Here is a 25818-nt window from a genome sequence, read left to right as displayed (position 1 = left end):
TTGCTCCTTAGGAGTTATAGCTCTAAGATACCTCAGAGCATCTACAGCTTTAACTCCTTTAACTCCTAGCGAAGCGATAACTCCTTCCATTCTTAATTAAAAACTCCGCGTTAATCCGCGAAACTCTGCGGTTAAAAAAAGAACAGCTAACGAAAAAGATTGTATTTTTGCATCCATTTATCAAGACTCTAAACGTATATGAACGGAAAAGCAAAAGGATACATACTGGCAGCCATAGCTGCAGCCACCTACGGAATGAACCCATTGTTCGCACTACCCTTGTATAAGGAAGGGATGAATCCGGATTCGGTATTGTTTTTCCGTTATCTTTTCGCCATTCCCATTTTGGGAATTATGATAAAGGCGCGCGGACGCAGCTTTAAATTAAAGAAAAAGGAGATTTTTCCACTAATGGCTTTGGGGATTCTGGTTGCCCTTTCTTCGCTAACCCTTTTCCTGAGTTATAAATTTATGGAAGCGGGAATAGCATCCACCTTATTATTTGTTTACCCCATCATGGTAGCATTGCTTATGGCGGCCTTTTTCCGCGAGAAAGTAACCACATTAACCGTATTATGTATTCTGATGGCATTAGGAGGCATCAGCCTGCTTTTCAAGGGAGGCGATGGTTCTACATTAAGTGTAACAGGAACGCTGTTGGTAATGGCTTCGGCATTATCATACGCCATATATATTGTTGGGGTAAACCGTCCGATGCTGAAAGATGTTGCTACACTAAAAATTACTTTTTATGTACTTTTATTCGGTCTTTCCTTGTTTTTTGTGCGTGTAGATTTCTGTACAAGTTTACTAATACCTGATAAATGGTATCTGTGGTTTAACTTGCTGGCACTGGCTGTTTTCCCCACAGCAATATCGTTTCTCTGTACCACAGCCGCTATTCAATATATTGGTTCTACACCAACGGCAATACTTGGTGCGTTAGAACCAGTAACGGCTGTGTTCTTTGGAGTGGTAGTGTTTGGCGAAGAATTAACAGTACGTATTGTTTCGGGTATTGTACTTATTATTCTGGCAGTAACACTTATTATTGCCGGCAGTAATGTGAAAGTGTATCTGGTACATTTCAGAAAACTGTTTCCAAGGATTCGGAAGAGGAAATAATCATAACGGAACTTTAAACACTAAATTAATCATAACTATAGCATCCTGATCCGGTATCTTGAACGGATGGTTTAGTGGTTGGTTCCTCCTTATCTTGCTTCGTAAATTCAAGGTAGAGTATCCAATAGATGCAGCAAATGAACTATTACTGTTTTTACTGATCTTAAATATGGCTCCTACACCAATGTTGTAGCTAAATATAGGTTCCGATATACGAATCTTCTTTTCATATCCCTGATATTTAACCTTACCGGTTATCAATCCGGTAATAAATTCATTTTCCAGAAACAGGGATAAATCTTCTAAATGCAGATAAAACTTAGGTACTACTCCCACCTGCGGACTGAACAAGCCGTATTCCACTCGTGCTTCACCGGGGTTCTTTGGAGGATCAAAGCCTCCTTCACCATCATTCTTCCACTTTGTACCATCATCGAAAACATAATATCCATATTTTGTTCTGAGTTCGATACTAAAGAAATGCTCTTTGTGTTTCATGTATTCCAACCCTAAAACACCTCCGAATCCAGTAACATCTTCACTCAGGAAGTTGCTATTACAAAAAATACCGGGTATCAGAGAAAATCTCTTTTCACGGGTTTGCGCAAAAGTGGAGAAAGCAGAGAATAAGATAATTGATAGTAGAATAATTCGTCGCATATAAAATAAAGTTTAGTTTGTAATGCAAAATTAAATAAAATAACCTATTGATGCAAATAGGTGTGGCTGGTACTTGCAATTCTGAACAAACTGTTCAGAATCGAACACCTGTAATCGGAGATTATATGTTGTGTATTAGTAGTTTACGGGTTTGGCACAGCCTTTGACTAGTAGAGTACGTCTTAAACTTATAAAATTAAAATTCAATATAATGGACAGAGTTATTCCCAAAGAAGTTCGACAAAAAGAACGTAACAAGAAAATTATTAAGTATTCGGCAATTGGTGTAGGTTGCATTGTAGTTATCAGCCTTCTGGTATCATTTATGCGTGCCGGAGTTCAAAAAAAAGACATCGTACTATCCGAAGTTGATAAAGGCACAATCGAAGTAAGTGTAAGTGCATCGGGTAGGGTAGTACCTGCTTTTGAAGAGATAATAAACTCACCCATTAACAGCCGTATTGTTGAAGTTTACCGTAAAGGAGGAGACTCTGTAAATGTGGGAACCCCAATCCTGAAACTAGATTTACAGAGCACCGAAACCGAATATAAAAAGCTACTGGACGAGGAACAAATGCGCGGTTATAAACTCGATCAGCTAAAAGTTAACAACCAGACTAAGCTAAACGACATGGCCATGCAGATTAAAGTTTCGGATATGAAGCTAAGCCGCATGAAAGTAGAACTCCGCAACGAACAATATCTGGATAGTCTGGGAGCAGGAACTACCGATAAAGTTCGTCAGGCGGAGCTTAGTGTAAACGTAGCACAGCTTGAACTCGAACAGTTGAAACAACAATACCAAAACGAAAAAGAAGTACGCCAGGCCGAAATGAAAGTACAGGAACTTGAGTTCAACATCTTCCGTAAATCACTGGCCGAGATGAAACGTACACTGGATGATGCACAAATCCGTTCGCCTCGCAAAGCTATTCTTACCTATGTAAACAATCAGGTGGGAGCACAAGTGCCACAGGGAACACAGGTAGCCATCATTTCGGACCTGAGCCACTTTAAGGTAGATGGCGAAATAGCCGATGCTTATGGTGATCGTGTATCGGCAGGAGGTCGCGCAGTAGTTAAAATAGGTAGTGACAAGTTAGATGGAATTATTTCCAGTGTAACCCCTCTTTCAAAGAATGGAGTAATTTCTTTCAGCATTCAGCTTGACGATGATAGCAACCGCCGCTTGCGCTCTGGTCTTAAAACTGATGTATATGTAATGAATGCTGTAAAGGAAGATGTAATGAGAATTAAAAATGCTTCTTACTATGTGGGCCGTGGCGAATACGACCTATGGGTAATGAATGGCGAAAATGAAATAGTGAAACGCAAAGTACAACTGGGCGACTCAAACTTTGAATATGTAGAAGTAACAGCAGGTTTAAAACCGGGCGATAAGGTGATTGTCTCGGATATGACCTCTTATAAAAATAAAAATAAGTTGAAGGTGAAATAATGGATAATGTGCAAATATGCCAATATGCCAATGTGCTAATTGGCTGCGCATCTACATTAATATATTAGCATATTATCCACATTGGCATATTGGCACATTATTCACATTAGCACATTGGCACATTGGCACATTGGCACATTATTCACATTGGCACATTGGCATATTAGCACATTATCACATTAAATAATTCAAACTATGATTACTTTAACAAATCTCTCTAAAATCTATCGTACTAGCGAAATCGAAACTATGGCGCTCGAAAATGTAAATCTGCATGTAGGCCGTGGTGAGTTTCTTTCAATTATGGGACCTTCGGGATGCGGTAAATCAACATTGCTTAATCTTATTGGTTTGCTCGATTCGCCAAGCACAGGTACAATAGAAATAAACAATACGGAAGTGAGCAACATGAAAGATAAACAACTAGCAGCTTTCCGTAACGAAACGCTGGGTTTTGTATTTCAGTCGTTCCACCTTATAAACTCATTAAATGTACTCGATAATGTAGAGTTACCTTTACTATACCGTCGTACACCATCGGCTGAACGCAAGCGTTTGGCAAAAGAAATGCTCGAACGTGTAGGCTTAAGTCACCGTATGCGTCACTTCCCAACTCAGTTAAGTGGTGGTCAGTGTCAGCGTGTAGCCATTGCCCGTGCCATTGTTGGCAATCCGCAAATACTCCTTGCCGATGAGCCTACCGGTAACCTCGATTCAAAAATGGGTGGCGAAGTTATGGAGTTGCTTCATAAACTGAATAAAGAAGATGGCCGCACCATTGTTATGGTAACCCATAATGAAGAACAGGCCAAACAAACCAGCCGCACAATACGCTTCTTCGATGGTAGACAAGTGAAGTAGAGTTATAGCATTCTAAATCGTAAATATTATGTTCTCACAATACTTTAAACAAGCAATCTATTTGCTGAAAGAAAATAAGCTTCTGAGTATTATTTCCATAACCGGAACAGCTTTGGCAATAGCCATGATAATGGTTATGGTTATCACCATTCGGGCCGATATAGCCAATATGGAGCCCGAAACCCACCGTGACCGCATGCTGGCTATGCGTTGGATGGGAATTCAATACAAAGAAAATCTCAACTGGATGTCTAATGGTCCTATCTCGTGGAAAACCGTTCGCGAGGTATTCAAAGATTTGGAGTCGGCCGAAACCACTACCGGTTTTACCGTGTTTCCGCAAACTGCACTTGCCTCTATGCCTGCATCAACCGATAAAGTGAGCGCCGATGTATTGCAAACCGACGATGCCTTTTGGCAGGTATTCGAATTTAGATTTCTTGATGGCAAGCCTTATGATACAGCCGATTTCGAATCGGGTCTTACTCGTGCCGTAATCTCGGCAGGCGTGGCTCGTACGTTGTTTGGCACCACCAATGCCGTTGGTCGTACCTTTCTGATCAACCATGCCGAGTATACCGTAAGCGGGGTGGTTGCTGATGTTTCGATGCTAGCTGCCAAAGCCTATTCGCAAATATGGATACCGTTGTCGAGCACCGGTATGCTCGAAGATTCGTGGGACGAAGCCGGTATCATGGGTAATTTACAAGTTGCCATATTGGCTCGTTCCAAAGCAGACTTTCCAGCCATTAAAGAAGAAGTAGAACGGCGACGATTGGCTTACGAACAAAACCTGGAACGATTCAATCTGCTCTTTCGCGGTATGCCCGCCGAGTATTTTGTTGATGCCCATCACACCTCAGCCAATAATTACTCAGTGGCTTCGGAGATGGTGAAAATGTACATCATTACCATTTTAGTGTTACTTTTGGTGCCGGCGGTAAATCTTTCGGGCCTCACCTTGTCGCGTATGCGTCGCCGGCTGAGCGAAATAGGATTGCGCAAAGCCTTTGGTGCTACCCGAAACGAGTTGGTGGTACAGATACTTTCGGAAAACCTGCTTTATTCGCTGTTAGGAGGTATTGTAGGTTTGGGCTTGTCATATATAGCAGCACTGTTGATGAGTGATATGCTGTTCTCAAATTACTTCTCAGCTTTTCAATCAGGCGAGAATACGGTTAGTGCAACCTTCCTGTTGTCGCCATCGGTTTTTGCTTTGGCCTTCCTGTTTTGTTTGCTCTTGAACCTGCTCAGTGCCGGTATTCCTGCCTGGCGAACTTCACGAAGAGATATTACCGACTCATTGAACGAAAGATAAACATTCAAAAATTAAACAATGAAACAACAACTCAAACAAATATGGAACGAACGGCGCGCCAATGGCTGGTTGTGGGCCGAGTTGCTCATCGTGTTCGTTGCACTGTGGTATGTGGTAGATTGGGGTTATACTACCTGCATAACCTATTATGAACCGGTAGGGTTCGATATAACCGATACATATAGAGTAACTGTTTACCGGAAAACCGATAAGGCCGATGGTTATGTGTCTCCAGAAAATGCTACCCAAACTGGTGGACAAGATATGCTTGATATGGTTGAACGTTTGCGGCACCTGCCCGAGGTAGAGGCTGTGGCATTGTCGAATAACGCCACTCCCTACTGCGGCAGTAACAGTGGTACCGGCTGGCGTATCGATAGCACAGTGGTATACCCACTTCGCCGGTTGGTTACGCCCGACTTTTTCCGGGTGTTTCGTTATCAAAGCACCGACGGTAAAGGTTACGAACCATTGGTAGAAGCTTTAAAAAGAGGCGAAGCAGTAGCAAGTGTCAATTTGATGCAATTTACTCCTTTGGCTGATATGTCTTTACTTAACAGCGTGTTTTTTAATGTAGACGATTCAGCCACTATCTATCGTGTGGGGGCCGTTAGTGAGAAGGTGCGTTACAACGATTTTTGGCCCAACTACAACGATCAGTTTGTGGCTTGGGAAATTAAAGAAGAATCTATTGCCGAGATGAACGATGCCAGCTGGTACGAAATCAGTTTGCGTGTACACCCCGGTACTACTGATTTTCCTGCCCGCCTGATGGAAATAAGCGATGCACAATTCAGTATTGGCAATCTGTTTATCAGCAAAGTTGAATCGTTTAAAGATGTTCGTCGGCACAGTTTGGCCGATATGACAAACACCGTTAAAACCCGTATGTGGATGATGGCCTTCTTGCTGTTGAACATCTTCTTGGGTATTATCGGTACTTTTTGGTTCCGTACCCAGCAACGTCGTTCCGAGATAGGGTTGCGCATGGCCTTGGGCAGTACCCGCTCTGGCCTTTGGAAACGCCTGATGAACGAAGGGATACTGTTACTACTATTGGCTTTTATACCAGCTGCAATTATTTGCATCAACCTGAGTGTTCTGGAGGTGGTAAATACTTGGCCACATGCTTTTACAGTTACACGCTTTATAATAGGTGCACTTATCACTCTGGCTTTAATGGCACTGATGATTGTACTGGGTATATGGTATCCGGCACAGCAAGCCATGCAAATAGAACCTGCCGAAGCTCTTCGCGATGAATAGCGTAATGTAAGTTTTTACTCATCCGCAAATAATTACATTTTCTTTATGCTGCAAATCGTCATTTCGAAATGCAGCATTTCACTCTTTCGAAATGCAGCATTTTGATTAAACGAAATGCAGCATTTCGTCAATGCAAAATGCAGCATTTTGAAATTAGGCACTAAAATAGCCCCTGTAGCGCGTATAACAAGGGTTGCATGAGGCAATTCTTTACATTTGATGCTTTTTAGCAGGCACGAAATAAGTAAACAATATACTGTTGGTTGGAAAAAATTTTCAATCGAATCTCTGTAGGGATACCCCTTGTGGGTATCCTGTGTTGTATCAATTGCCGTCTGCTTTAGCTGACGGTCTAAAAAGTATAGCAGTTTGGGCTTTAGCCAAAGTGATTTAATTTGGCTAAAGCCAAGAAAGAAATCTTTCTAACAACCGTCAGCTAAAGCAGACGGCAATTGATAGAGCTTAACAGTTTTGCCCACAAGGTACAGGGGTAGGGCTGTTAAGTTACTCTTTTTTAACCGCGGAGTACGCAGAGTTTCGCAAAGTATAATAACCTAAAAAAGCTTGCCTAATGTGATATTAGTTGTAAATTCTATATCTACTCATTGCTAAATAGTTCAAATTGATAATATTGTTTGATTCCTAATTCGCATCAAAGACTGAATATTATAGAATGTATAGTTAACGATAGTTAATGTTTGCAATCTTCGTGAACAATTTTTGTATCATATTTTAGTCCTGTTTTTCTTATATATATAATAATGTGGCTTATTTGACTGCTTTGTAATGTAACTGTACCTCATGGTTACATGGTTAATAAAGTTAAAGAAGTGTCCATAGTTGCACAATATCTCCAAAAGTTATAGTTTTGTATCACAAATGATGCTCATTTTATGTAATGGGCGTGTATTTACAACGACTGAATTTTTTTCGATGCGATGCAAAACCTAAAGCCCTTTTATACTATTTATCTTCTTTGTTTCTGTTATTTATATATGGAAGATATGTGCTGTACACTCCGGTTTACCAAGAGTGAACATGGCTCTGCATTTAATCGAAAATTATTCTACGATTTTAATAAATCATTGTCCCTTTGCAACTAAAAGAGAGAGTAGGGGTGATTGAACTTTGATATGAATTAACTAATTGTTTTACGAACTGTTTTAGAATTTACAGTTTAATACTTATTATGTATGATTGGAAGATTGTTTCTGATTACCTTGTTTGCCCTTCTGCCGTTCAGCGGTATATTAAGTCAAACCACCTATACCCGTTACGACATTCCTCGCATGGAGAAACCAGCCATTGCTCATTTTGCCCTAAAGAACAACGGCTTAGTCGATCTCACGCTTAGTCCAAACCTCGGTTTTGAATTCCGTGTTGCTCGTCGTTATACAGTCGATATCTGGGGAAGCTATAACCCTTGGACTTTTCCTGATAACAAGAAATTCAAGCATGTGTTTGTACAACCCGAAGTTCGCTACTGGCTCTGCGAAAGCTTTATAGGTCACTTCTTTGGTTTCCATCCTACCTATAGCTACTTCAATATAGGTGGTACCGGTCCTACACGTGCCCTGAAAGACAAGCGTTACGAAGGTCAGCTTTACGGTGCCGGCTTTTCCTGGGGATACCAGCTTTATCTCTCTCCCCGGTGGAACCTTGAGTTTAACCTGGGTGTAGGTTACCTGTATATCGACTATGATCGTTACCAAGCCCCCGTTTGCGGGCTCTTTGAGAAAAGCAAAGACCGCCATTACTTAGGCATTACCCGTGCCGGCATCAGCTTTGTGTACATCATTAAGTAATGAGCAATTGATAATGAACAATTATTCTGGCTACTAACATTAAAACATATTCGAAATGAAAATTTCTACAATATACCGTTCTCTGTTTTCTCTATTCTTTATCTTAATTCCTGGGCTGTTAATTGCCCAGGATTATCAGGGAGCTATTCACCTTGTTGGCCGCGAGTTCCGCGAATCCGGCGATACCCTTTACTTGAGTTTTGATATTACTATCGACTCTAAATCAGTACCCAATTGTGGTACAATGATCTTCGAACCCGAAATTGCTACCGATGAACATACTGTAGTATTTCCCTTCATTCAGGTGAACGGCAAAACCCGTTCCAACCTTGAGCGTCGCTGGTTCAATATGGTATCCGATAGCTGGTTGGCTTTGTACGAAGCACCCAACATCATTGTTAACACCCATAAATATACCTCCGAGCAAATGACTTACTCTGTTCATGTTCCTTACGAACCCTGGATGGAAGAAGCCCGCTTTACATTGAAACAAGAACTTGCCGGTTGTCGTGCTGAAAGCCGTATGTACACTTACAGCCTGTTCAGTCACCTCGAAACCGCTCCAAAAGAACCTTATGCAGTTAACGCTCTTGTAGCTGTAACCAATCCCGTAGCCGAAGTTAAGCTACGTAACCGTGAAGGAAGCGCCTTCCTTGATTTCCAAGTAGGCAAATCCGTTATTCTTTCTGATTTCCGCCGCAACCCAACCGAATTAGCCAAAATTCACCAAGCCGTTGATGAAGTAATGGACGATCCTGATATCTCCATCCGTGGTATGGGTGTACATGGCTATGCCTCCCCCGAAGGGAGTTATAAATCGAACGACAAACTTGCTTACAACCGTGCTTTGGCTTTGAAAGACTACCTGCGTAGCCGTTACGGCTTTGCCGATAATATGATGAGTGTAGGTCATACTCCCGAAGACTGGGAAGGCCTTGCTACGTTGGTTGAACAAAGCACTATTGATTACAAAGACGACCTGCTGGCCATTATTCGCAGCAGTGAAGAGCCCGACGCCCGCGAGCGTCGCCTGAAAACCATTGGCCGTAGTGTGCCTTACAACAAGTTACTCCGCGAAGTGTATCCCGACCTCCGTCGTGTAGAATACCGTATAGACTATGCTGTACGTGGATACAACCTGGCCGAGGCTCGCGAAGTAATTAAGAAAAACCCTGAGCACCTTTCTCAATTAGAAATGGTTCAGGTGGCTACCAGCTACGGCGAAGATAGTCCTGAGTACAAACAAATTATAATGGAACTCATCCCCCGTTATTATCCGGATGATCCCATTGCTAACAACAACGCTGCTGCTTTAATGATCCGTAACAACGAGCTTAACACCGCTCGCCGCTTGTTAGAGAAAGCGCCCGAAGTGCCTGCAGCATGGAATAACCTGGGAGTTATTTACCTACTTCAGGATGAATATGACAATGCCGAACCGTTATTGCAACGCGCTTCTGCTGCTGGTGTAACCGAAGCCGAGCAGAATTTGAAAGAGTTAACTGCCAAACGTGAAGACACACAAAAGAGAGAGAAAAAATTGCGCAGATAAACCCTTATTATAAACGATGATAACTATTTTTAAGCATATATTAAATAGAAGAAAATTATCCCTACCGGTTTTTGTATTTCTTCTGACTCTTATTGGCTGTGGTGGTAGCAGTAATAAGCTAACTAAAGGCCAGTTTAAGACAGAACGACTGTACGCGATTCCCGGAAAAGATCTTACTCTGTCTCACGCAACCAGTAACGACGGCGCCGTAACACCTCAGGGGGGCGCCGTTACACTGGGTGAGCAAGTAACCTACAGCGAGGAAATAAAAGAAGACCCGCTACCCATTATTGGAGCCGATGAATTGGCAAATGCCGCTTTAGATACCAACCGTGTGTACACTTTATCGCAAGTAACGGTAACCTCTAAAGCCCGGTTCACGCCCATCCGCGAGGGTAGTGTTCAGTTAGACTTTGCCATTCGCATTCCAAAAGAGTACTTATCGGACGATTACCGTATTACCGTAACCCCCGAACTCATTTATGGTGACTCTATTGTTAAACTTGCCGATGTACTGTTGCGTGGTAAAAACTTTATCCGCATGCAGGAAGAAGATTACAAACGCTACGAAGAATACCTGGCATCTATTGTTGACTCTACCGATTACCTCAATGCCTTTGTTGATTACGGCGGCATTGAAATGGAACTGGAACAGCGCCGTGCTGCTGCCCTTGTAGAATATCAAGCCAAATGGGCATTGGTAACCGAATATTGGGATTGGCGTAACCGCACCGAGGACGAGTTTACTCTGTACAACGACCATGCACAACAGCTGGAACGTCAGAAGTTAGCCGCTGCCCGTCGCGAATATTTATTGGAACGCCAGCGCAAATTTGCTGCCGGTGGAGACACCATTCCTTTGTGGAAGAAGTACCAACGTAAGTGTGAATCCATTCGTCGCTCTACCCCGGTAAAGCGTGAAATTACACTGGCTTCCGTACCGCAAAAATACCGTCAGATCTATATGGCAAACCTTAAACCTGAGGATGTTGCTGCACAGATGCCTGGTACACGTGACTCTCTGGGATTGATTGATAATTATTTGATGACTGAGGAAATCCGTGCCAACGAACAACGTCAGGCCCGTAAGGATGCAGTGTTCCGGAAAATGGTACCTTATCCTTACCGCGAAGATGCTCAACATAGTGCAACAATTGTTCCGGCCTACAACTTTAACTACCGCTACTCTACAGTACGCACAGTTAATGCCGGGCAAAAGAACTTCCGTTTAACGTTGAAAGGGCAAATACTGGCTACCGACCGCAGTGTTTATCACTTCAATGAAACAGACACATTGACTTTTGTAATTTCTTCGTTGGATGAACTGGCCGACCGTAGCTTAGTAAACAACGCAGCATTTACTGCCGATCAACGTAGCAATTACGCACAAGCCCTGAAATTCTTGAGAGATCGCGAATATGCTGCTGCCCTGCGTATCCTGAATGAGTTTACTGATTATAATACAGTACTGGCATTAACCTGCCTGGGATACAATGAACAAGCTTATGGCTTGGTGGTTCAGTTGCCAAAAACAGGCGACACAGAATATCTGGCTGCCATCCTTGCCCGCCGATTGAAACAGAAGCAACAGGCTGCCGAACACTTAAGTCAGGCCTTTACACTCGACCCGGATAAGCGTTTCCGTGCACCAAAAGATCCGGAAATAGCGGCACTGATGAAGGAGTTTAGGTTTATTGAGAACTAATGTGCCAATATGATAATGTGCCAATGTGGATAATGTGCCAATGTGGATAATGAATTAATATAACTAATTAATAATAACTAAAAAACGAAATTGGAGTTTAGATTGAATAGCAACCCGCATGGTAACTTTCAATTTTCAACTTTCAACTTTCAACTAAATTGAAACTATTTATTAACCAATTTTTGAAAACAACGATGAAAATTAAATTTAAGTATGCAATTCTTAGTGCTGCATTAGCAGTAGGAATGGCGAGTTGTAGTGATGATCCCAATGTGGAGGTACCAACTACCTCAGAAGGAGAACTGACCTACTTCGCGATGGACTTCTTGTTTGGAAATAATGATGCAACTCGTGGTAAGGCCACAGGTGAGACTCCAGATGATGAAAAAGAGACTCCAGGTACTGTTGAAGAATCGACTATCAAAACAATCTCTATCTTTGTATTTGATAAGCAAACAGGTTCTATAACACCTCCACCAGACCCAACCGATCCTAGTACAAAAGGTAATTATTACCATTTGAATGTAGATGGAGTTGATGCTTGGCAGAGAATGGATCCTAATGACCCCACAAAGCCTCTTTTGACTGAACACAACGAGTTGTGCTACCAGACTAAGAAACTTCCTGTATTGTCAGGTGAAAAAGAAATTTATGTAGGTGTAAACTTAATACCTCAAATAGCTGGTGATGTTGCTAATCATGGTTTAAATGGTATTAAAAACATTGCACATAAATCAAGAGTTGAACTTCTATCAGAAGATTATTTCTTCTCTATGTTCACCAAGTCTCCTACTTATAAAACATTTGAAGCTAAGGTAGATGCAAAAGATGTAGGTCCTAACGGAAAAAACTATGCGGTTTGTTATGTAGAACGTATGGTAGCTAAAGTTCAGGTAAGAGAAGACATTAAATCAAAAACTGGCGGTTGGGCAACTGTTGCTAAAAGTAAAGCGGATACTGATGCTATAGGTAAAGTTAAAGCAGAAGGTATGACTTGGCATGTAGGTAATGCAAATACTCAATTGTATGCTATGGCCAATAGCTCGCCTGCATCTTTGTATTCAAACATGGACCCTAACTGGTCCAAAGATGGTTGGGTGTATGATACTCCAGCTCATGAATGGGTAGCAGGTAGTACTGCAGAACCTTATTACTATGCAGCAACAACAACCAGAAAAGATGCTCCTGGACATCCCCTTTTCGGTCAGTGGACATATGATGAAACTCATTTCTATCATTTCTTTGATTTTCCAAATACATATGCTGATTGGAGAAAGATACATAACATTGAAGAATACAAAGATAAACATCCAGGGTTTGGTACAGGTCTAACAGATGCGCCAAAACGTAGAGATACTATTCAATATGTAATGGAAAATACCTCTGAATTTGCTATGCGTGGAACAAATACATATGCTTCAATCAAAACTGTGTTTATTCCAAGATACTTTCAGGAAGCTCCTGCTACAGAGAGTGCAGAATACAAAAATACTACTCCTGGTACTTTCTTTATGGTTCAGGATAAAGATGGTAACTGTTTCTATTATAAAACATCTAAGGCAGCCTATGATCATGTTGCAGTTAAAGCTAACAGAGATAATTTAAGAACTATTAGTTATTTAACAGAAGCTGATGCACCTGGTGATACTAAAGCCGTTGCTGATGCAACAGATCTTGTACAGTGTCAAGCAAATCAGTATTTCAATGCTTATGTTCTTACTTATGACAAAGGTGAATGTTACTATCGTCTATACTTTGGTAAGAAGAATGTATATAATGTAGCTCGTAATACATACTACAAAGCAACTATCACTGCATTCATTGGTCGTCCAGGTCACAATACACCTGAAGTACCAGAACCAGAAGATCCATGGCCGATAGATTTGGAAGATGGCTATTGTCAGTTTGAAATCAAAGTTCTTCCATGGACTGTTTATTACGATGATTACAAACTTGAATATTAATCCCTTGATAACGGTTTAATAGAACCCTAATTAACCTGCCGGGTGTTTCCGGAAATTCATCCGGCAGGTTTTCTAATCTCTTGTATTATTTCCGGTATGATGAATAACGACAGACCCCAAAACCCTAATTCAATGCGTACATATATAAGCCTTATACTTCTGGGAAGCTTGTTTCTTTTCTCCTCTTGTTTAAAAGAAGATAGAGAAGACTGTCCCGATCCGGTTGAAAACCTGATCATCCGTTTTGTTAACGGTCTGGCTCCCGACGCAAGCCCTATTGCCCCTCCCGAAGATTCGGAAACAGCCGATGTGTTTATCTTCGATGAGGATGGGTTCTTTGTAACCAGGCTTAACGATCCTAATTGTACAATCAATCCTGATTATTATCTTGAACCTAAACTAGCACCCGGTCGCTACACTTTTGTAGCCTGGATGAACCTGAAAGATTGTTATACCAACAATCCCGATGCTTGTGTACCTGGCATCACCCACATGGACGAAATGTTGCTTCAATTTGCGCGCGATGAAGATATTTACGACGATGAACCCACTCTTCTGTTTTATGGAATTAACCGCGACTTTGAAGTAAAAGAAGGTGGCAACCAAGTGGTTGTTATACCTTTAATACCCGATAATTACCGTTTTAACTTTACCATGAAAGGATATCCCTTTCGGGCACAACATTATCGTTTTCAACTACACGATAATAATAAAAACTATTACTTTGATAATGATTTTGCTTCCTCGCCGGAAGTACAATATAGCTCTCTTGCAATAGCCGACGATCGTTTGGAACTTCGTACATCGCTAACTACCATGCGTATGACCAGTACTCGCCAACCTCGTTTCTATATTTACGAAGAAGCAACCAGTCGCTACATCTATTCAAATAGTTTGGCTATGCTTTTACAAGAACTGGAAATAAAGCGCGGTTACAAAATAGATTATACCCGCGAATATATATTCAACATTGAGTTGGCATTTGGTACCGACGAGTGTGGCTTGATGCAGATTCAAGTATCTGTTAATGGCTGGATAGTATACTATGACGATTATACATTAGGAACCTAAAATAATTATGAATTATGAATTATGAATTTTGAATTATTTAAATGCCACAGCGCATAAATTCAAAATTCAAGATTCAAGATTCAAAATTCAAGAATTATGTTAAAGAAACTACTTAAAATATCTTCTTTGTTACTTTGGACTGCACTGCTATCCATGGCTTTGGCTGTGAGTAGTTGTGACGATGATCATAGTAACGACGGAGTTGACGACGATGACGATATAGAAGTTGACATTCCTGTTCGTTGGGCTGGTCTCAATTGGACCGAAGGGGGATATATTAACGACTTCTTAGTTCTGGCCTTTACTAAAGGTTTAGGTGCTGATCCTAATACATATTATTTTGATTATGTTGCCTATATTGATGACATAAACCCCCATATTGGTGAAGAAGTTGCCGACATTACTGTTTTAATTAAACGTCGTGCGAAAAACCAGAAGCTAGTAGTTTTTGCCAATTTGGGTATTTGTGGAATTAAGGCTACTCCCGTTTATGGCGAAACAATGGCAGCCACACTACAAAAATATAAGTATTCAAAAACTCCTTCTACCGACTGGTGGTCGGGAGGGATAATTCAAACAGTGGATCAACCCATTCCTATGTATGCCGAGTCTGATCCACTCGACCTGTCTAAGATACAATATAATCAGAAATACGAAATTGGAACTTTGTTGGCTAACCAGGCAGATAATAAGTTTGGGCATTTAGAGAAGGGTAGCAGTAGTAGTAAATATCGTTTGCATTTGGTCCGTATGGTTTCTAAAATAGATATCTATGTACTTAACGACGCCACAAAAATAGATCCTACTTTTAAGTTTGAAGAAAACATTCAGATGAGTTATATGTATAAAGGAGGGTATGTAGCGTACCTTACCGAAAATATGTGTACAGACTATCTTACTCTGCCTGTAAACAACCCACGTGGAGGATATATTAAAAAGCCATGGATACCAACCGGAACAGGCTATTTCTTTGATAAATACAAATGGAAAGTAGGAAACGGTACATTGCAATACAATGGAAACCAAACTTTTAACTACAGCCGTAAAATAGAAAAGGAAATCTATGTATTCGAGTCGTTGGATGGTGCTGAAGCAACCAAGATAAAGATTGGTGGTAACTTTCCTAATGAAGCATTAGCATACGATTCTTTATTCTTGAAGAATAACTTTAATGACGGAGTATTGACTGGGAATCCACCTACTGGATACATTACTCGCAACAGTCATTATTTGGTGTTTATTAAGGAGTTAGAAAAGAAAGGATATGATGTGACTTTCACAATAAGTGTTGAGTATGTGGATGAACCCCAAATAACCGTCCCTATAGATCCTCAGCATAAATTCACAGTTTACAGTGACTATATTAATGATCCTACAAATTACGACAATACGAATACTTACTTAAATGTAGATGGTTTATCTGAACTGAAATTTAAAATAGATACCGAATTTAATTGTAGTATAACCACGAGTGGAATTGTTACTTCTGTTAGTCCAGCTAGTGTAACCGCAGGTACAGGAAGAGATGTGACTATAGGATTTAACAATACAATAAATACGGGATCGCTTGAGTTTGTGGTCAACGATGGTTCTCTGGACAGATTAAAGTATACATTCCATTTCCAAAAAACAAAATAAAATATTAACCGATATGAATAAAATAAAGTTCTTATATGTCATTTTGATGACCATGTTGTTATTAACTGGGTGTGATAACGAAATAGAACACGTTAATCCTGTTGATGAAGGAACTACATTAATTATTGAGGTACCCGAAATGGAAATACCCGAGAAGATTCGTGCCATCGACGACCAGGTAACCAGATTAGATATTCTGGTGTTTGAATCAGGCACGCTAAAACAATATGTTCCCGTTACTCAAACGTTAGATTTATCAAATAATAAAACAGTAACTGTAACAGTGAAACTGAAAGAAAGCACTGCATGCCAGTTGGTAATTGTGGCTAACACACCGACAGACTTAATTGGTAATTTTACTCTTAATAGTACAAAATCCACTATTTTTGCAACTAATACAATAGTATCCAGTGATACTGGAATACTTACCAGCAACATACCCATGTATTGGGAATCGGGAACTAGTGAGGTGATTAAAAAAAATCCAACATCAACGGAGAATGTCTTTACAGTTAAGCTAACCCGAATGAGTGCCAAATTGAATGTTAAAGTTGATAATGTAAAGGAAGTTAAACTTTATAATGCTCAAACTAAGGGAAATTTGATACCTGTTTCTGGTAACACCAATATACCTAGCACAAGTACTAAAACAGAAGTAGCAATAACTGCAGGTACCCCTGTTTATATATTCGAAGCCAATGCCATAGGTAGTACACCACCAAGTGAACCTGACCGTACTAACGGTCCTTATCTAATAGTAAAATGTGCTTATGCAGGTGTGGATTATTATTACCCAATTGATTTTACAAAAAGAGGAACAAATGATTATATGTCCATTTTGCGCAATCATTCTTACGAGGTAACAATAACGAAAGTTCTGGGTGCGGGATATCGTAATCCAGAAGAAGCAAAAATAGCATATTCAGTTCCTGCTAATGATGAGAACAACTTTAATATGATTGGTTACAGAACTTTGACGTACGACCTTGGTCGGGTAAATAATTTTGTTTATAACGGTCAATATTATTTGGGTGCAACTAACATTTTAGCAGGATGGGATACTGGTAGTTACGATATTCTGGTAAGTTCTTCTTTTAATCCAGAAGATGTCACTGACCCTACTGATCCAGATTATAGGAAAGAGTGGACTATTGATAAAATAGAATATCAAACTGCGGTTGAAGGTGGTGGAGCTTATACCACCGAATCTAGTCCTAAGCAAAATGATACACCTCCTAATGATATCCCTTATGGTGGCTGGTTTACATTAACATCTCCTATATCTGGTATCTATTCAGGAGCTTCGGCACCCTATAAAACTACATTGGGCATTTCTTTAAAACCCCATAATAACGAAAAGGCTACCCAAAAGCGAACAGCTATAATATATCTTACTACTGGTCGTTTAACACTTCCAATACATGTTGAACAACTACCCAAGCCAGATGGCAAATTTACTATTGGTGTTGAGCCTTACCCAGACCCAGACAAGATAATCGTTCCTATAGATCCCCAACACAACTTCCGTATCTATAGCAATTACATAAACAAACCATCAAATTACAATGCAAATAATGAATTGAAAGTAGATGGTGGATTGACTAACAATCAATTGACATTTAAAATGGATACCCCATTTGGCTATTCTATAACTCCATCAGGAGTTGCTACGGCTGTTAGTCCTACAAGTTCAGCTACTGCTGCTGCAGGGCAGGATGTCACTGTAACGTTTACTGGTACTGGTGAGGGTAAACTAGTGTTTAAAATAGTAGATGGTACAAAAACCAATTTTACCTACACCCTTAAGTTTAGAAAAGCCAAATAACCAAACCATAACCGTGTTATGAAACAACGATACTTATTATACCCATACATACTGTTGGTAGCACTCTTTATGAGTTGTACCGACACCTACGCTCCCAAATATGGAAGCGGAGAAGCACCAACGATAACATTCTCTGTCAATGTACCCGAAATGCAGGTACCCGAATTAACCCGCGCAACCGATACAAAGCTTAACGATATAGACATCCTGATGTTTAAAAAATCGGGTAGCGACTGGGTATTGAGTGAATATCATAATGTAGTTACCTCAGGCATGATCCCTGATGGTGCTGGTAAAATAACATTCACCAAAAAAATAGCAACAGGTTCTTATCATTTTGTGTTGCTGGCCAATGCTCTCGATAAGAGCTCTTTTGAGCTAAACAAAAAGAAAACGGAGATTTTTACAGCTACGAATACAAAACTAATACATAAGGATGATTTATCAACAACAATCCCTAAGCCCATACCTATGTATTGGGAATCGGCAGGTACCATTGATATTGTTGAAGAGCCTACTGCTAACGACAATAAGATAGTGGCAAGTATGACCCGCATGAATGCGAAACTAACAGTAGGTTTGGATAAGGATTTTACAACAAAAAATAAATATCCATTTACTATTGAAGAAATATACCTGTACAATTCGCCTAAGTCGGGAAGAATAGAGCCGAAGTACAATGCTGATCAAAAAGCTATTTTGCCGGCTAAAAATCCTAATCTGCCTGCTTCACAAACTTATAATCCTAAGATTACCTTTAGCGAAAACCAACCTGTATATCTCTTTGAAGCAGACTCTGTTGTTTCCAAATTTGACAGCGAACCCAAACGTACAAACACCCCATTTGTTGTAGTAAAAGCTTTTTTCAATAACGATCCCATTCCTTATTATTACCCTATCGACTTTACAAAGCTTGGGGCTAAAGAGTATATACCTATATTACGTAACCATCTTTATGGAATAACCATAACCGAAGTAAAAGGCAAAGGTTACGTTGATATTAACGAAGCTAAAAAAGCCTACACCGTACCCTCTAACCTTTTGGGATTTCGTGCCCATGTGTACGATTTGAGTAAACTTAATAACTTTGTTTATAACGGGCAATACTACCTGGGAGCTACCGATATAGCAGCCGATTGGAAAGAGGGTACTTACGACATTTTAGTAACCTCTTCTTTTGAACCGGAAACTGGTAGTGGTAAGGAATGGACCATCGACAAGGTGGTAGGCGGTACTGGTTGGCTTACACGGATTTCACCATCAACAACAAAAGGAAACTTTCCTACTGGTTCAAATACAACCACACTAAAAATTAAGTTAGAGGAGAATACAACAAATAATATACGTAAAGCCGAAATACATCTTACCGTAGGTAGGTTAACCATTGTTATATACATAGAACAAAAAGCATTCACTCCTTATTTGCGTATTTACGAAGGCGCCTACAAAGGCGATGACTACGATTATAGCCAAGAACAGGAAATAAACCTGCTTGAGTTCCTTAGCCGTCGTGATGGTTTCTCACCCACCAATGCAGAGAAAACATATACTGTTATATGGGAACCCAAAGATGCGGTAATGTCTGCTGGTAGCCCAGTAGCTGTTTTTACTAACAACGGATTTAAATTTAGTACATATGCAGGGCAACAAAGTGCTTCCACCTTAACCGGACCGACTCTTATTGCCAGTTCTGGTAGTACTAATACTAGAGGATATTCAACCTATACAGCATTTCCAGACAAATTCAGCACTCATATTACAACCTATAGTATAGTGCAACAGTTCCGGCAACGGAAATCGAAAATTACATATAGCTTACCAGCATACGCTAGTGTAGCTCCCAGAGAACTTACGCTTTACCATTGGCGTCCTTTGATTTATACTCCGGAAAATTTGGCAATAGTACCACTTACTAATAAAACATATACATTTGAGATACGTTCCAATCTTGATTGGACAGGCGGTGCAGAAGTATTTTACTCTGAAAGAAAAAGTGATCCAAAGGTTCTAATAAAAGTTCAGAATGAATTTGATATTTTTCCCGAAGTAACTTTAAAAACAACGCTATGGGATGTGAAAACAAATCAATTTAATGCTGGTATAGAAGTGTTTCCGGAAAATTTTGGCACTGGTACCTCTCTTCCTAAATTGTTTACAAGAATGGTTCAGAATGGAACACTTAAACTGGAGTTTATAATTATAAGCACTAGTGGTGCCAAGGAAGAAACCCCATATATTAGTTACAACTATTCTTATACCAACAAGTACAATGGTAATGAAGTATTAGATGACTTAGCACCGTATATTGGTTACGATAATTCTGCTATATTTTGTAAATTTGAATTAGAAGATGCCGATAAAAATTTCTATAAAACGGAAGGAATATACAATATACACGATTTTTATGTGATGCGACCCTTTATGTGTGGTAGCGAAACAGAAGTAATGCCCCAACACGGACCTACTGATGGTGGTGGAGTACGTACAAAAGTTAAAACACATGGTGGAAAGAAGTATAATTTCGAAACTTATGATCTGAAACTGGAAACTAAAACTGTAACCCCTGATTATTATTGCTTTATGAGCGAAAATATCAAAGCAGACGACAGAATACCATCTGCATCTGTAAATGGTACTAAAGGTGTACTGTATTCTGCTGACTTCTATCAGAGGGAGAAGTATACTACATTTTGTAAATACGAACCATGGACATTGATGTATGCGGGTAGCGGTATCGACTTTACTAGTTCCGATCTTATGAACAGGATAATGCCTGGAGTAGATTGGGGAGCAGCGTATGGTAATCTTCCGGATCAAGCAACAAAACCTGAGCAATTCGCTGATTGGAAAAAGGTATGGTATAGTAATGAAGACATTTATAGTTGGACTTTGCCGGCAGGCTATTATTACCCAGAATATACCAATAAAAATGTGGATGCCTTAATCCTTTGGACGCAGTCGTCCGAAGATCCAACAACCGAAGTTGCTAGGGGGGGGATATCTTATAGTTTCTCTTTCTATCACGGTTCTTCCAAAGCCACTGATAAGTATGCGGTTTTAGCCTTTTCATTACCTTACCAAAACGGAACTGGAGCTGTACGTCCAGAACAGGTAGCATATGCACGTTGTCGGAGGGTTTTTAATTATGGACTTCAAGGTTCATACCCGGCATTGACATTTAAGTATGATGATAATGGTTTGCCAACTACAAGTAAATAATGTTGTTCCTTCGGGAGTTATCGCTTTTCTAAGAGTTAAACTTCTTTAACTCCTAGTGAAGCGATAACTCCTTTCAATTTTAAACCTTTGATTAATACTGATTTATGAATAAAATCACATTCCAACTGTTGGTCTTTACATGTTTTGTTTTTTGCTCATGCTCATCAGGTTCCGAAGGCGGAGATGAGCCAGGTACTGGAACAGGAACAGGTGAACAGAAAGCAAATAAAGTAAATATATCTTTGCGTTTAAACGAAACACTGGGAAAACATATATCGCTAACCGAGTTCGAACAACTATATGCCACATACGATATGCGTTGTATTGTAGAGGTATACCCCGAAAGTAGTTCGTCGGTGTTAACAGGCAAATCTAAACGGGTGGTAACTATCCAAAATTCTTATACACACGAGGGGGCATATGCAGTAGACGAAATCGCACTATCCCCCGGTCGGTATACCGTATTGAGCTGGATTGACTTTGTACCCCGGGGCACCAAAACCGATAAATACTACAATGCTTCCGATCTGCAAAATATCCGCATCGTAACTTCAAATACATATACTGGTTTTAACATTGCCCGGTGGGCATTGGCTGGTAAAGCCCAACTCAATATCAGTGGAGAAACAGAAACGCAAAATCTGTCGGTTACCATGAAACCTCCCTTTGTAACCTACCGTATACAAAGCACCGGCCTGAACGAGTATCTACAAAAACAACCGGCAGCCCGCTCTTTACAAGAACTTACCGCTCGTGTGTCGTACGATCTGTATCTGCCTATGGGCTACAATACGTATCTCCAAGCACCCAACAACATGACTACAGGTGTAAATTATACCCATCCGGTAACTGCTGTAAGCGATGACGAAGCGCTTCTGGCTTCCGACCTTATTTTTGCTTCGGATAATACATTCTATCAAATAAGCCTTGCCATTTTCACTCCTGAAGGAACGCCTGTTGCAAGTGTCAGCAACCTGGAGGTAAATATGAAACCGGAAATACCAACCATTATCTCCGATGATTTCCTGAATAAAAATTCATCGGGAGGCATAGGGATAGGAGATGGATTTGATGATGAAATAGTGGTACCGATTTGATAAAGGTTATAAAGTAGATAAAGATAATAGAGTAGATAAAGGTTCTCATTCGCCACGAAGTGGCAGGTTAGTTCAGCCCCAGGCAACAACCCCACGATTGATACATCTTTAATACGGGGAAGATGCGCTTCCCCTTTTAAAACAAATAACAAAATGAAAAAACAAACTAATTGGCTGCTACTAGCAGCAGCATTATGCGTGGCATCTTGCCAAAACGATGAGAACTATGCCAATGAGCAAGGTATGGTAGATTTCACAGTAAAAACAACCATTCCTCAGGAGTTACAAACACGTGCACTATCAAGTACAGGTGGAGCAAACAATGTGAACGCAAGTCTGTACGACCTGCGCTACACCATGGAAGTGTGGACCAAAGATGCCAACCCTAAGTTGGCTTATCGCGACACAAAAATTGTAGCCGATAATTTTACAACTACACCGGTTGCATTTAACGTACGCTTACAAGCTGCCGAGTATAATTTTGCTTTCTGGGCCGACTTTGTAGACGAAGGTACCACTGCCGACTTGCATTATACAACCAATGCTGGTTTAGAATCGGTAACCGAAGGTACTAAAGGCGAATTTGTTGGAAACATTGGTTTACGTGCAGTTGAATTGAAGGGAACAAGCTATCCTACTATCTGCGATGATACCCGCGACGCATTCTATGCCGTACAACCTGTAAACCTTAAACAAACAAGCTCAATTACAGGTCTTCAGTTGAAACGTCCTTTCGGTAAATTCCGTTTGGTTTCTGTAGGTGATGCCGATGGTCACTTGAGCAGTACCATCAAATCGGCCGACTTTACCTATAAAAAAGGAACTGCAGGTACACTTGCATTCTATAGCGGATTCAATGTATTGGATGGCGATGTAATTACAGAAAAAACCCTGCCGGTTGCTGCTAATACTGTAATGGCAACTACTCCTACAAATGAAAGCATTGTGATTGGTGGAACAACTTATTCGCAAGCCACTGTTATTGCATTCGACTATTTGTTTGCTTCCAAAGCATCATCTACAGTAGCATTCTCGGTGAAAACATATAACCACGCAAGCGAAAAAACCGATGCTACACAAATAGGATTCTCTAACGTGTCCGAAATTCCTGTTCAGCTTAATAAGCTAACTACAGTGGTTGGAAACCTGAACTCAGAAAATACGCAAATTACGATCAATATTTCTGATAGCTTTGAGCAAGGAACAGAAGTAGAGTATTAATGCATTTAACCAGTAAAGTGATAAATATGAAAAAATATACCAATTGGGTACTGTTTGCCTTTTGTGCACTATTGGCAACAGCATGCCAGCAAGACGATAACACCCAGATAAACGAAGGTTTGGTTGATTTTTCAATCTCGACCACCCTTCCGAAAGTACTGGAAACACGTGCTTCGCAAGATGGCGGTATTGTAAATGTAAATGCAGCCAACTACGATTTACGTTTTATAATGGAGGTTTGGACCAAGGAATCTACTCCTCGTTTGGCCTATCGGGCTACAGAGGTAGTGGCCGATAATTTTGCTACTGCCAGCGTAACTTTCAACGCCCGCTTACAAGCATTGGATTATAACTTTGTTTTCTGGGCCGACTTTGTAAACGAAGGTACCACTGCCGATTTGCACTATAAAACCAACACTGGCATCAGTGCCACCATGGACGAGAGTGAAATTACCGGCATCATTGGGCTACGTGCCATTGAAATGATAGGCGAGGGAACCGGAAACAAAACATATCCGGCTATCTCAACTGACAGTCGCGATGCTTTCTACGGTGTACACAACATCAATCTGAAAGAATCGAACACACCACAAAGCTTTACATTGAAACGTCCTTTTGGTAAATTCCGTATTGTATCTACCGACAAGGTTGACGGCTTTTTGGATGTGAAAATTCAATCGACCGATTTGGTTTATACCAAAGGAACAACTACCGGAACCGTAAGTGGCGATAGCTATTTCTATGGTGGTTTCGATGCACTTGCCGGAACTGTTGCTGCCGATACTAAATTGTCTCTTATTCAAGGAACAATTAAACCATCGGCTGTATGGGTAGAAAACAATATCACCATTTCCGGAAAAACCTACAATGAAGTTACAATTGCAGCTTTCGACTATCTGTTTGCTACCGACGAATCTACTGTAGCATTTACGCTTAAAACTTACAGTGATCCAAGCATTAAAACATCAGAAACTCTGTTAAGCGAAAACGTACTTAGCAACGTACCGGTTAGAGCAAATAAACTAACCACGTTGGTGGGTGACTTCTTTACAGCACAAGGCAATGTAGATATTATTGTAGACGATGAGTTTGAAAACGGACAAGTAATAGAAAACAATGAGTTCTTTGTGCGTATTTACGAAGGCGCCTACAAAGGCGATGACTACGATTATAGCCAAGACCAGGAAATAAACCTGCTTGAGTTCCTTAGCCGTCGCGATGGTTTCTCACCCACCAATGCAGAGAAAACATATACTGTTGTATGGGAACCTAAAGATGCGGTAATGTCTGCTGGTAGCCCGGTAGCTGTTTTTGCTAACAACGGATTTAAATTTAGTACATATGCAGGGCAACAAAGTTCTTCCACCTTAACCGAACCGACTCTTATTGCCGGTGGTACTGGAGGATATGCAACCTATACAGCATTTCCAGGCAAATTCAGCACTCATATTACATCCTATAGTACAACGCAACAGTTCCAGCAACGGAAATCGAAAATTACATATAGCTTACCAGCATACGCTAGTGTAGCTCCCAGAGAACTTACGCTTTACCATTGGCGTCCTTTGATTTATACTCCGGAAAATTTGGCAATAGTACCACTTACTAATAAAACATATACATTTGAGATACGTTCCAATCTTGATTGGACAGGCGGTGAAGAAGTACTTTACTCTGCAAGAAAAAGTGATCCAAAGGTTCCAATAAAAGTTCAGGATGAATTTGATTTTTTTCCCGAAGTAACTTTAAAAACAACGCTATGGGATGTGAAAACAAATCAATTTAATGCGGGTATAGAAGTGTTTCCGGAAAATTTTGGCACTGGTACCTCTCTTCCTAAATTGTTTACAAGAATGGTTCAGGATGGAACACTAAAACTGGAGTTTATAATTATAAACACTAGTGGTGCCAAGGAAGAAACCCCATATATTACTTACAACTATTCTTATACCAACAAGTACAATGGTAATGAAGTATTAGATGACTTAGCACCGTATATTGGTTACGATAATTCTGCTATATTTTGTAAATT

17 protein-coding genes are annotated in these 25818 nt (G+C 40.4%); 16 read left to right on the top strand and 1 reads right to left on the bottom strand.

What is annotated here, in order from left to right; genetic code table 11:
• The first annotated feature begins 198 nt into the window (after positions 1-198).
• On the top strand, positions 199-1125 hold the full coding sequence (locus tag D0T85_RS15375; RefSeq protein ID WP_163214412.1) for a DMT family transporter: 927 nt from the start codon (positions 199-201) through the stop codon (positions 1123-1125).
• On the opposite strand, the gene D0T85_RS15370 is transcribed toward D0T85_RS15375, so the two are convergent.
• Positions 1126-1785, bottom strand: a complete 660-nt coding sequence (locus D0T85_RS15370; protein ID WP_163214411.1) for a hypothetical protein — start codon at positions 1783-1785, stop codon at positions 1126-1128.
• A 211-nt stretch (positions 1786-1996) separates the two neighbouring features.
• Between D0T85_RS15370 and D0T85_RS15365 the strand changes: the two genes are divergently transcribed.
• The 15 genes from D0T85_RS15365 to D0T85_RS15295 all read left to right on the top strand — a co-directional run.
• Entirely contained in the window at positions 1997-3244 is a 1248-nt protein-coding gene (locus D0T85_RS15365; RefSeq protein WP_163214410.1) for an efflux RND transporter periplasmic adaptor subunit, read from the top strand.
• Between the two features lie 195 nt (positions 3245-3439).
• Positions 3440-4105 (top strand): ABC transporter ATP-binding protein, encoded by a 666-nt coding sequence (locus D0T85_RS15360; protein ID WP_163214409.1) that lies wholly within the window; start codon positions 3440-3442, stop codon positions 4103-4105.
• A gap of 28 nt (positions 4106-4133) precedes the next feature.
• Positions 4134-5423: an ABC transporter permease gene (locus tag D0T85_RS15355; RefSeq protein WP_163214408.1), complete on the top strand. Its 1290-nt coding sequence runs from the start codon at positions 4134-4136 to the stop codon at positions 5421-5423.
• Between the two features lie 18 nt (positions 5424-5441).
• The gene (locus D0T85_RS15350) at positions 5442-6689 is read left to right on the top strand and encodes an ABC transporter permease (protein ID WP_163214407.1); all 1248 of its coding nucleotides are present in this window, start codon (positions 5442-5444) and stop codon (positions 6687-6689) included.
• Positions 6690-7882: 1193 nt separating this feature from the next.
• Positions 7883-8494, top strand: a complete 612-nt coding sequence (locus D0T85_RS15345; protein ID WP_163214406.1) for a DUF3575 domain-containing protein — start codon at positions 7883-7885, stop codon at positions 8492-8494.
• A gap of 55 nt (positions 8495-8549) precedes the next feature.
• Entirely contained in the window at positions 8550-10046 is a 1497-nt protein-coding gene (locus D0T85_RS15340; RefSeq protein WP_163214405.1) for a DUF3868 domain-containing protein, read from the top strand.
• 16 nt (positions 10047-10062) lie between these two features.
• A complete protein-coding gene (locus D0T85_RS15335) occupies positions 10063-11751 on the top strand; it encodes a hypothetical protein (RefSeq protein WP_163214404.1) in 1689 nt (562 codons plus the stop codon).
• Between the two features lie 194 nt (positions 11752-11945).
• Positions 11946-13715 carry an Mfa1 family fimbria major subunit gene (locus D0T85_RS15330; RefSeq protein ID WP_203558499.1) on the top strand — a complete coding sequence of 590 codons (1770 nt, stop codon included), beginning with the start codon at positions 11946-11948 and terminating at the stop codon, positions 13713-13715.
• A 132-nt stretch (positions 13716-13847) separates the two neighbouring features.
• Entirely contained in the window at positions 13848-14786 is a 939-nt protein-coding gene (locus D0T85_RS15325; protein ID WP_163214402.1) for a FimB/Mfa2 family fimbrial subunit, read from the top strand.
• 96 nt (positions 14787-14882) lie between these two features.
• Positions 14883-16424, top strand: coding sequence for a hypothetical protein (locus D0T85_RS15320; RefSeq protein WP_163214401.1), 1542 nt, complete (start codon positions 14883-14885; stop codon positions 16422-16424).
• Positions 16425-16437: 13 nt separating this feature from the next.
• On the top strand, positions 16438-18249 hold the full coding sequence (locus D0T85_RS15315; protein ID WP_163214400.1) for a hypothetical protein: 1812 nt from the start codon (positions 16438-16440) through the stop codon (positions 18247-18249).
• Positions 18250-18267: 18 nt separating this feature from the next.
• Positions 18268-21468: a hypothetical protein gene (locus tag D0T85_RS15310; protein ID WP_163214399.1), complete on the top strand. Its 3201-nt coding sequence runs from the start codon at positions 18268-18270 to the stop codon at positions 21466-21468.
• A gap of 104 nt (positions 21469-21572) precedes the next feature.
• A complete protein-coding gene (locus tag D0T85_RS15305) occupies positions 21573-22565 on the top strand; it encodes a DUF6562 domain-containing protein (RefSeq protein WP_163214398.1) in 993 nt (330 codons plus the stop codon).
• Positions 22566-22718: 153 nt separating this feature from the next.
• The gene (locus D0T85_RS15300) at positions 22719-23786 is read left to right on the top strand and encodes a DUF6562 domain-containing protein (protein WP_163214397.1); all 1068 of its coding nucleotides are present in this window, start codon (positions 22719-22721) and stop codon (positions 23784-23786) included.
• 26 nt (positions 23787-23812) lie between these two features.
• Positions 23813-25818, top strand: a 2006-nt coding sequence (locus D0T85_RS15295) for a DUF6562 domain-containing protein (RefSeq protein WP_370459978.1), incomplete at its 3' end; no start/stop codon positions are given.

This window comes from Bacteroides sp. 519 (assembly GCF_010500955.1).
Classification (GTDB): Bacteria; Bacteroidota; Bacteroidia; order Bacteroidales; family Bacteroidaceae; genus Bacteroides.
Note: the sequence above shows the minus strand (reverse complement) of the source record. Positions and strands in the feature narration are given on the sequence as shown.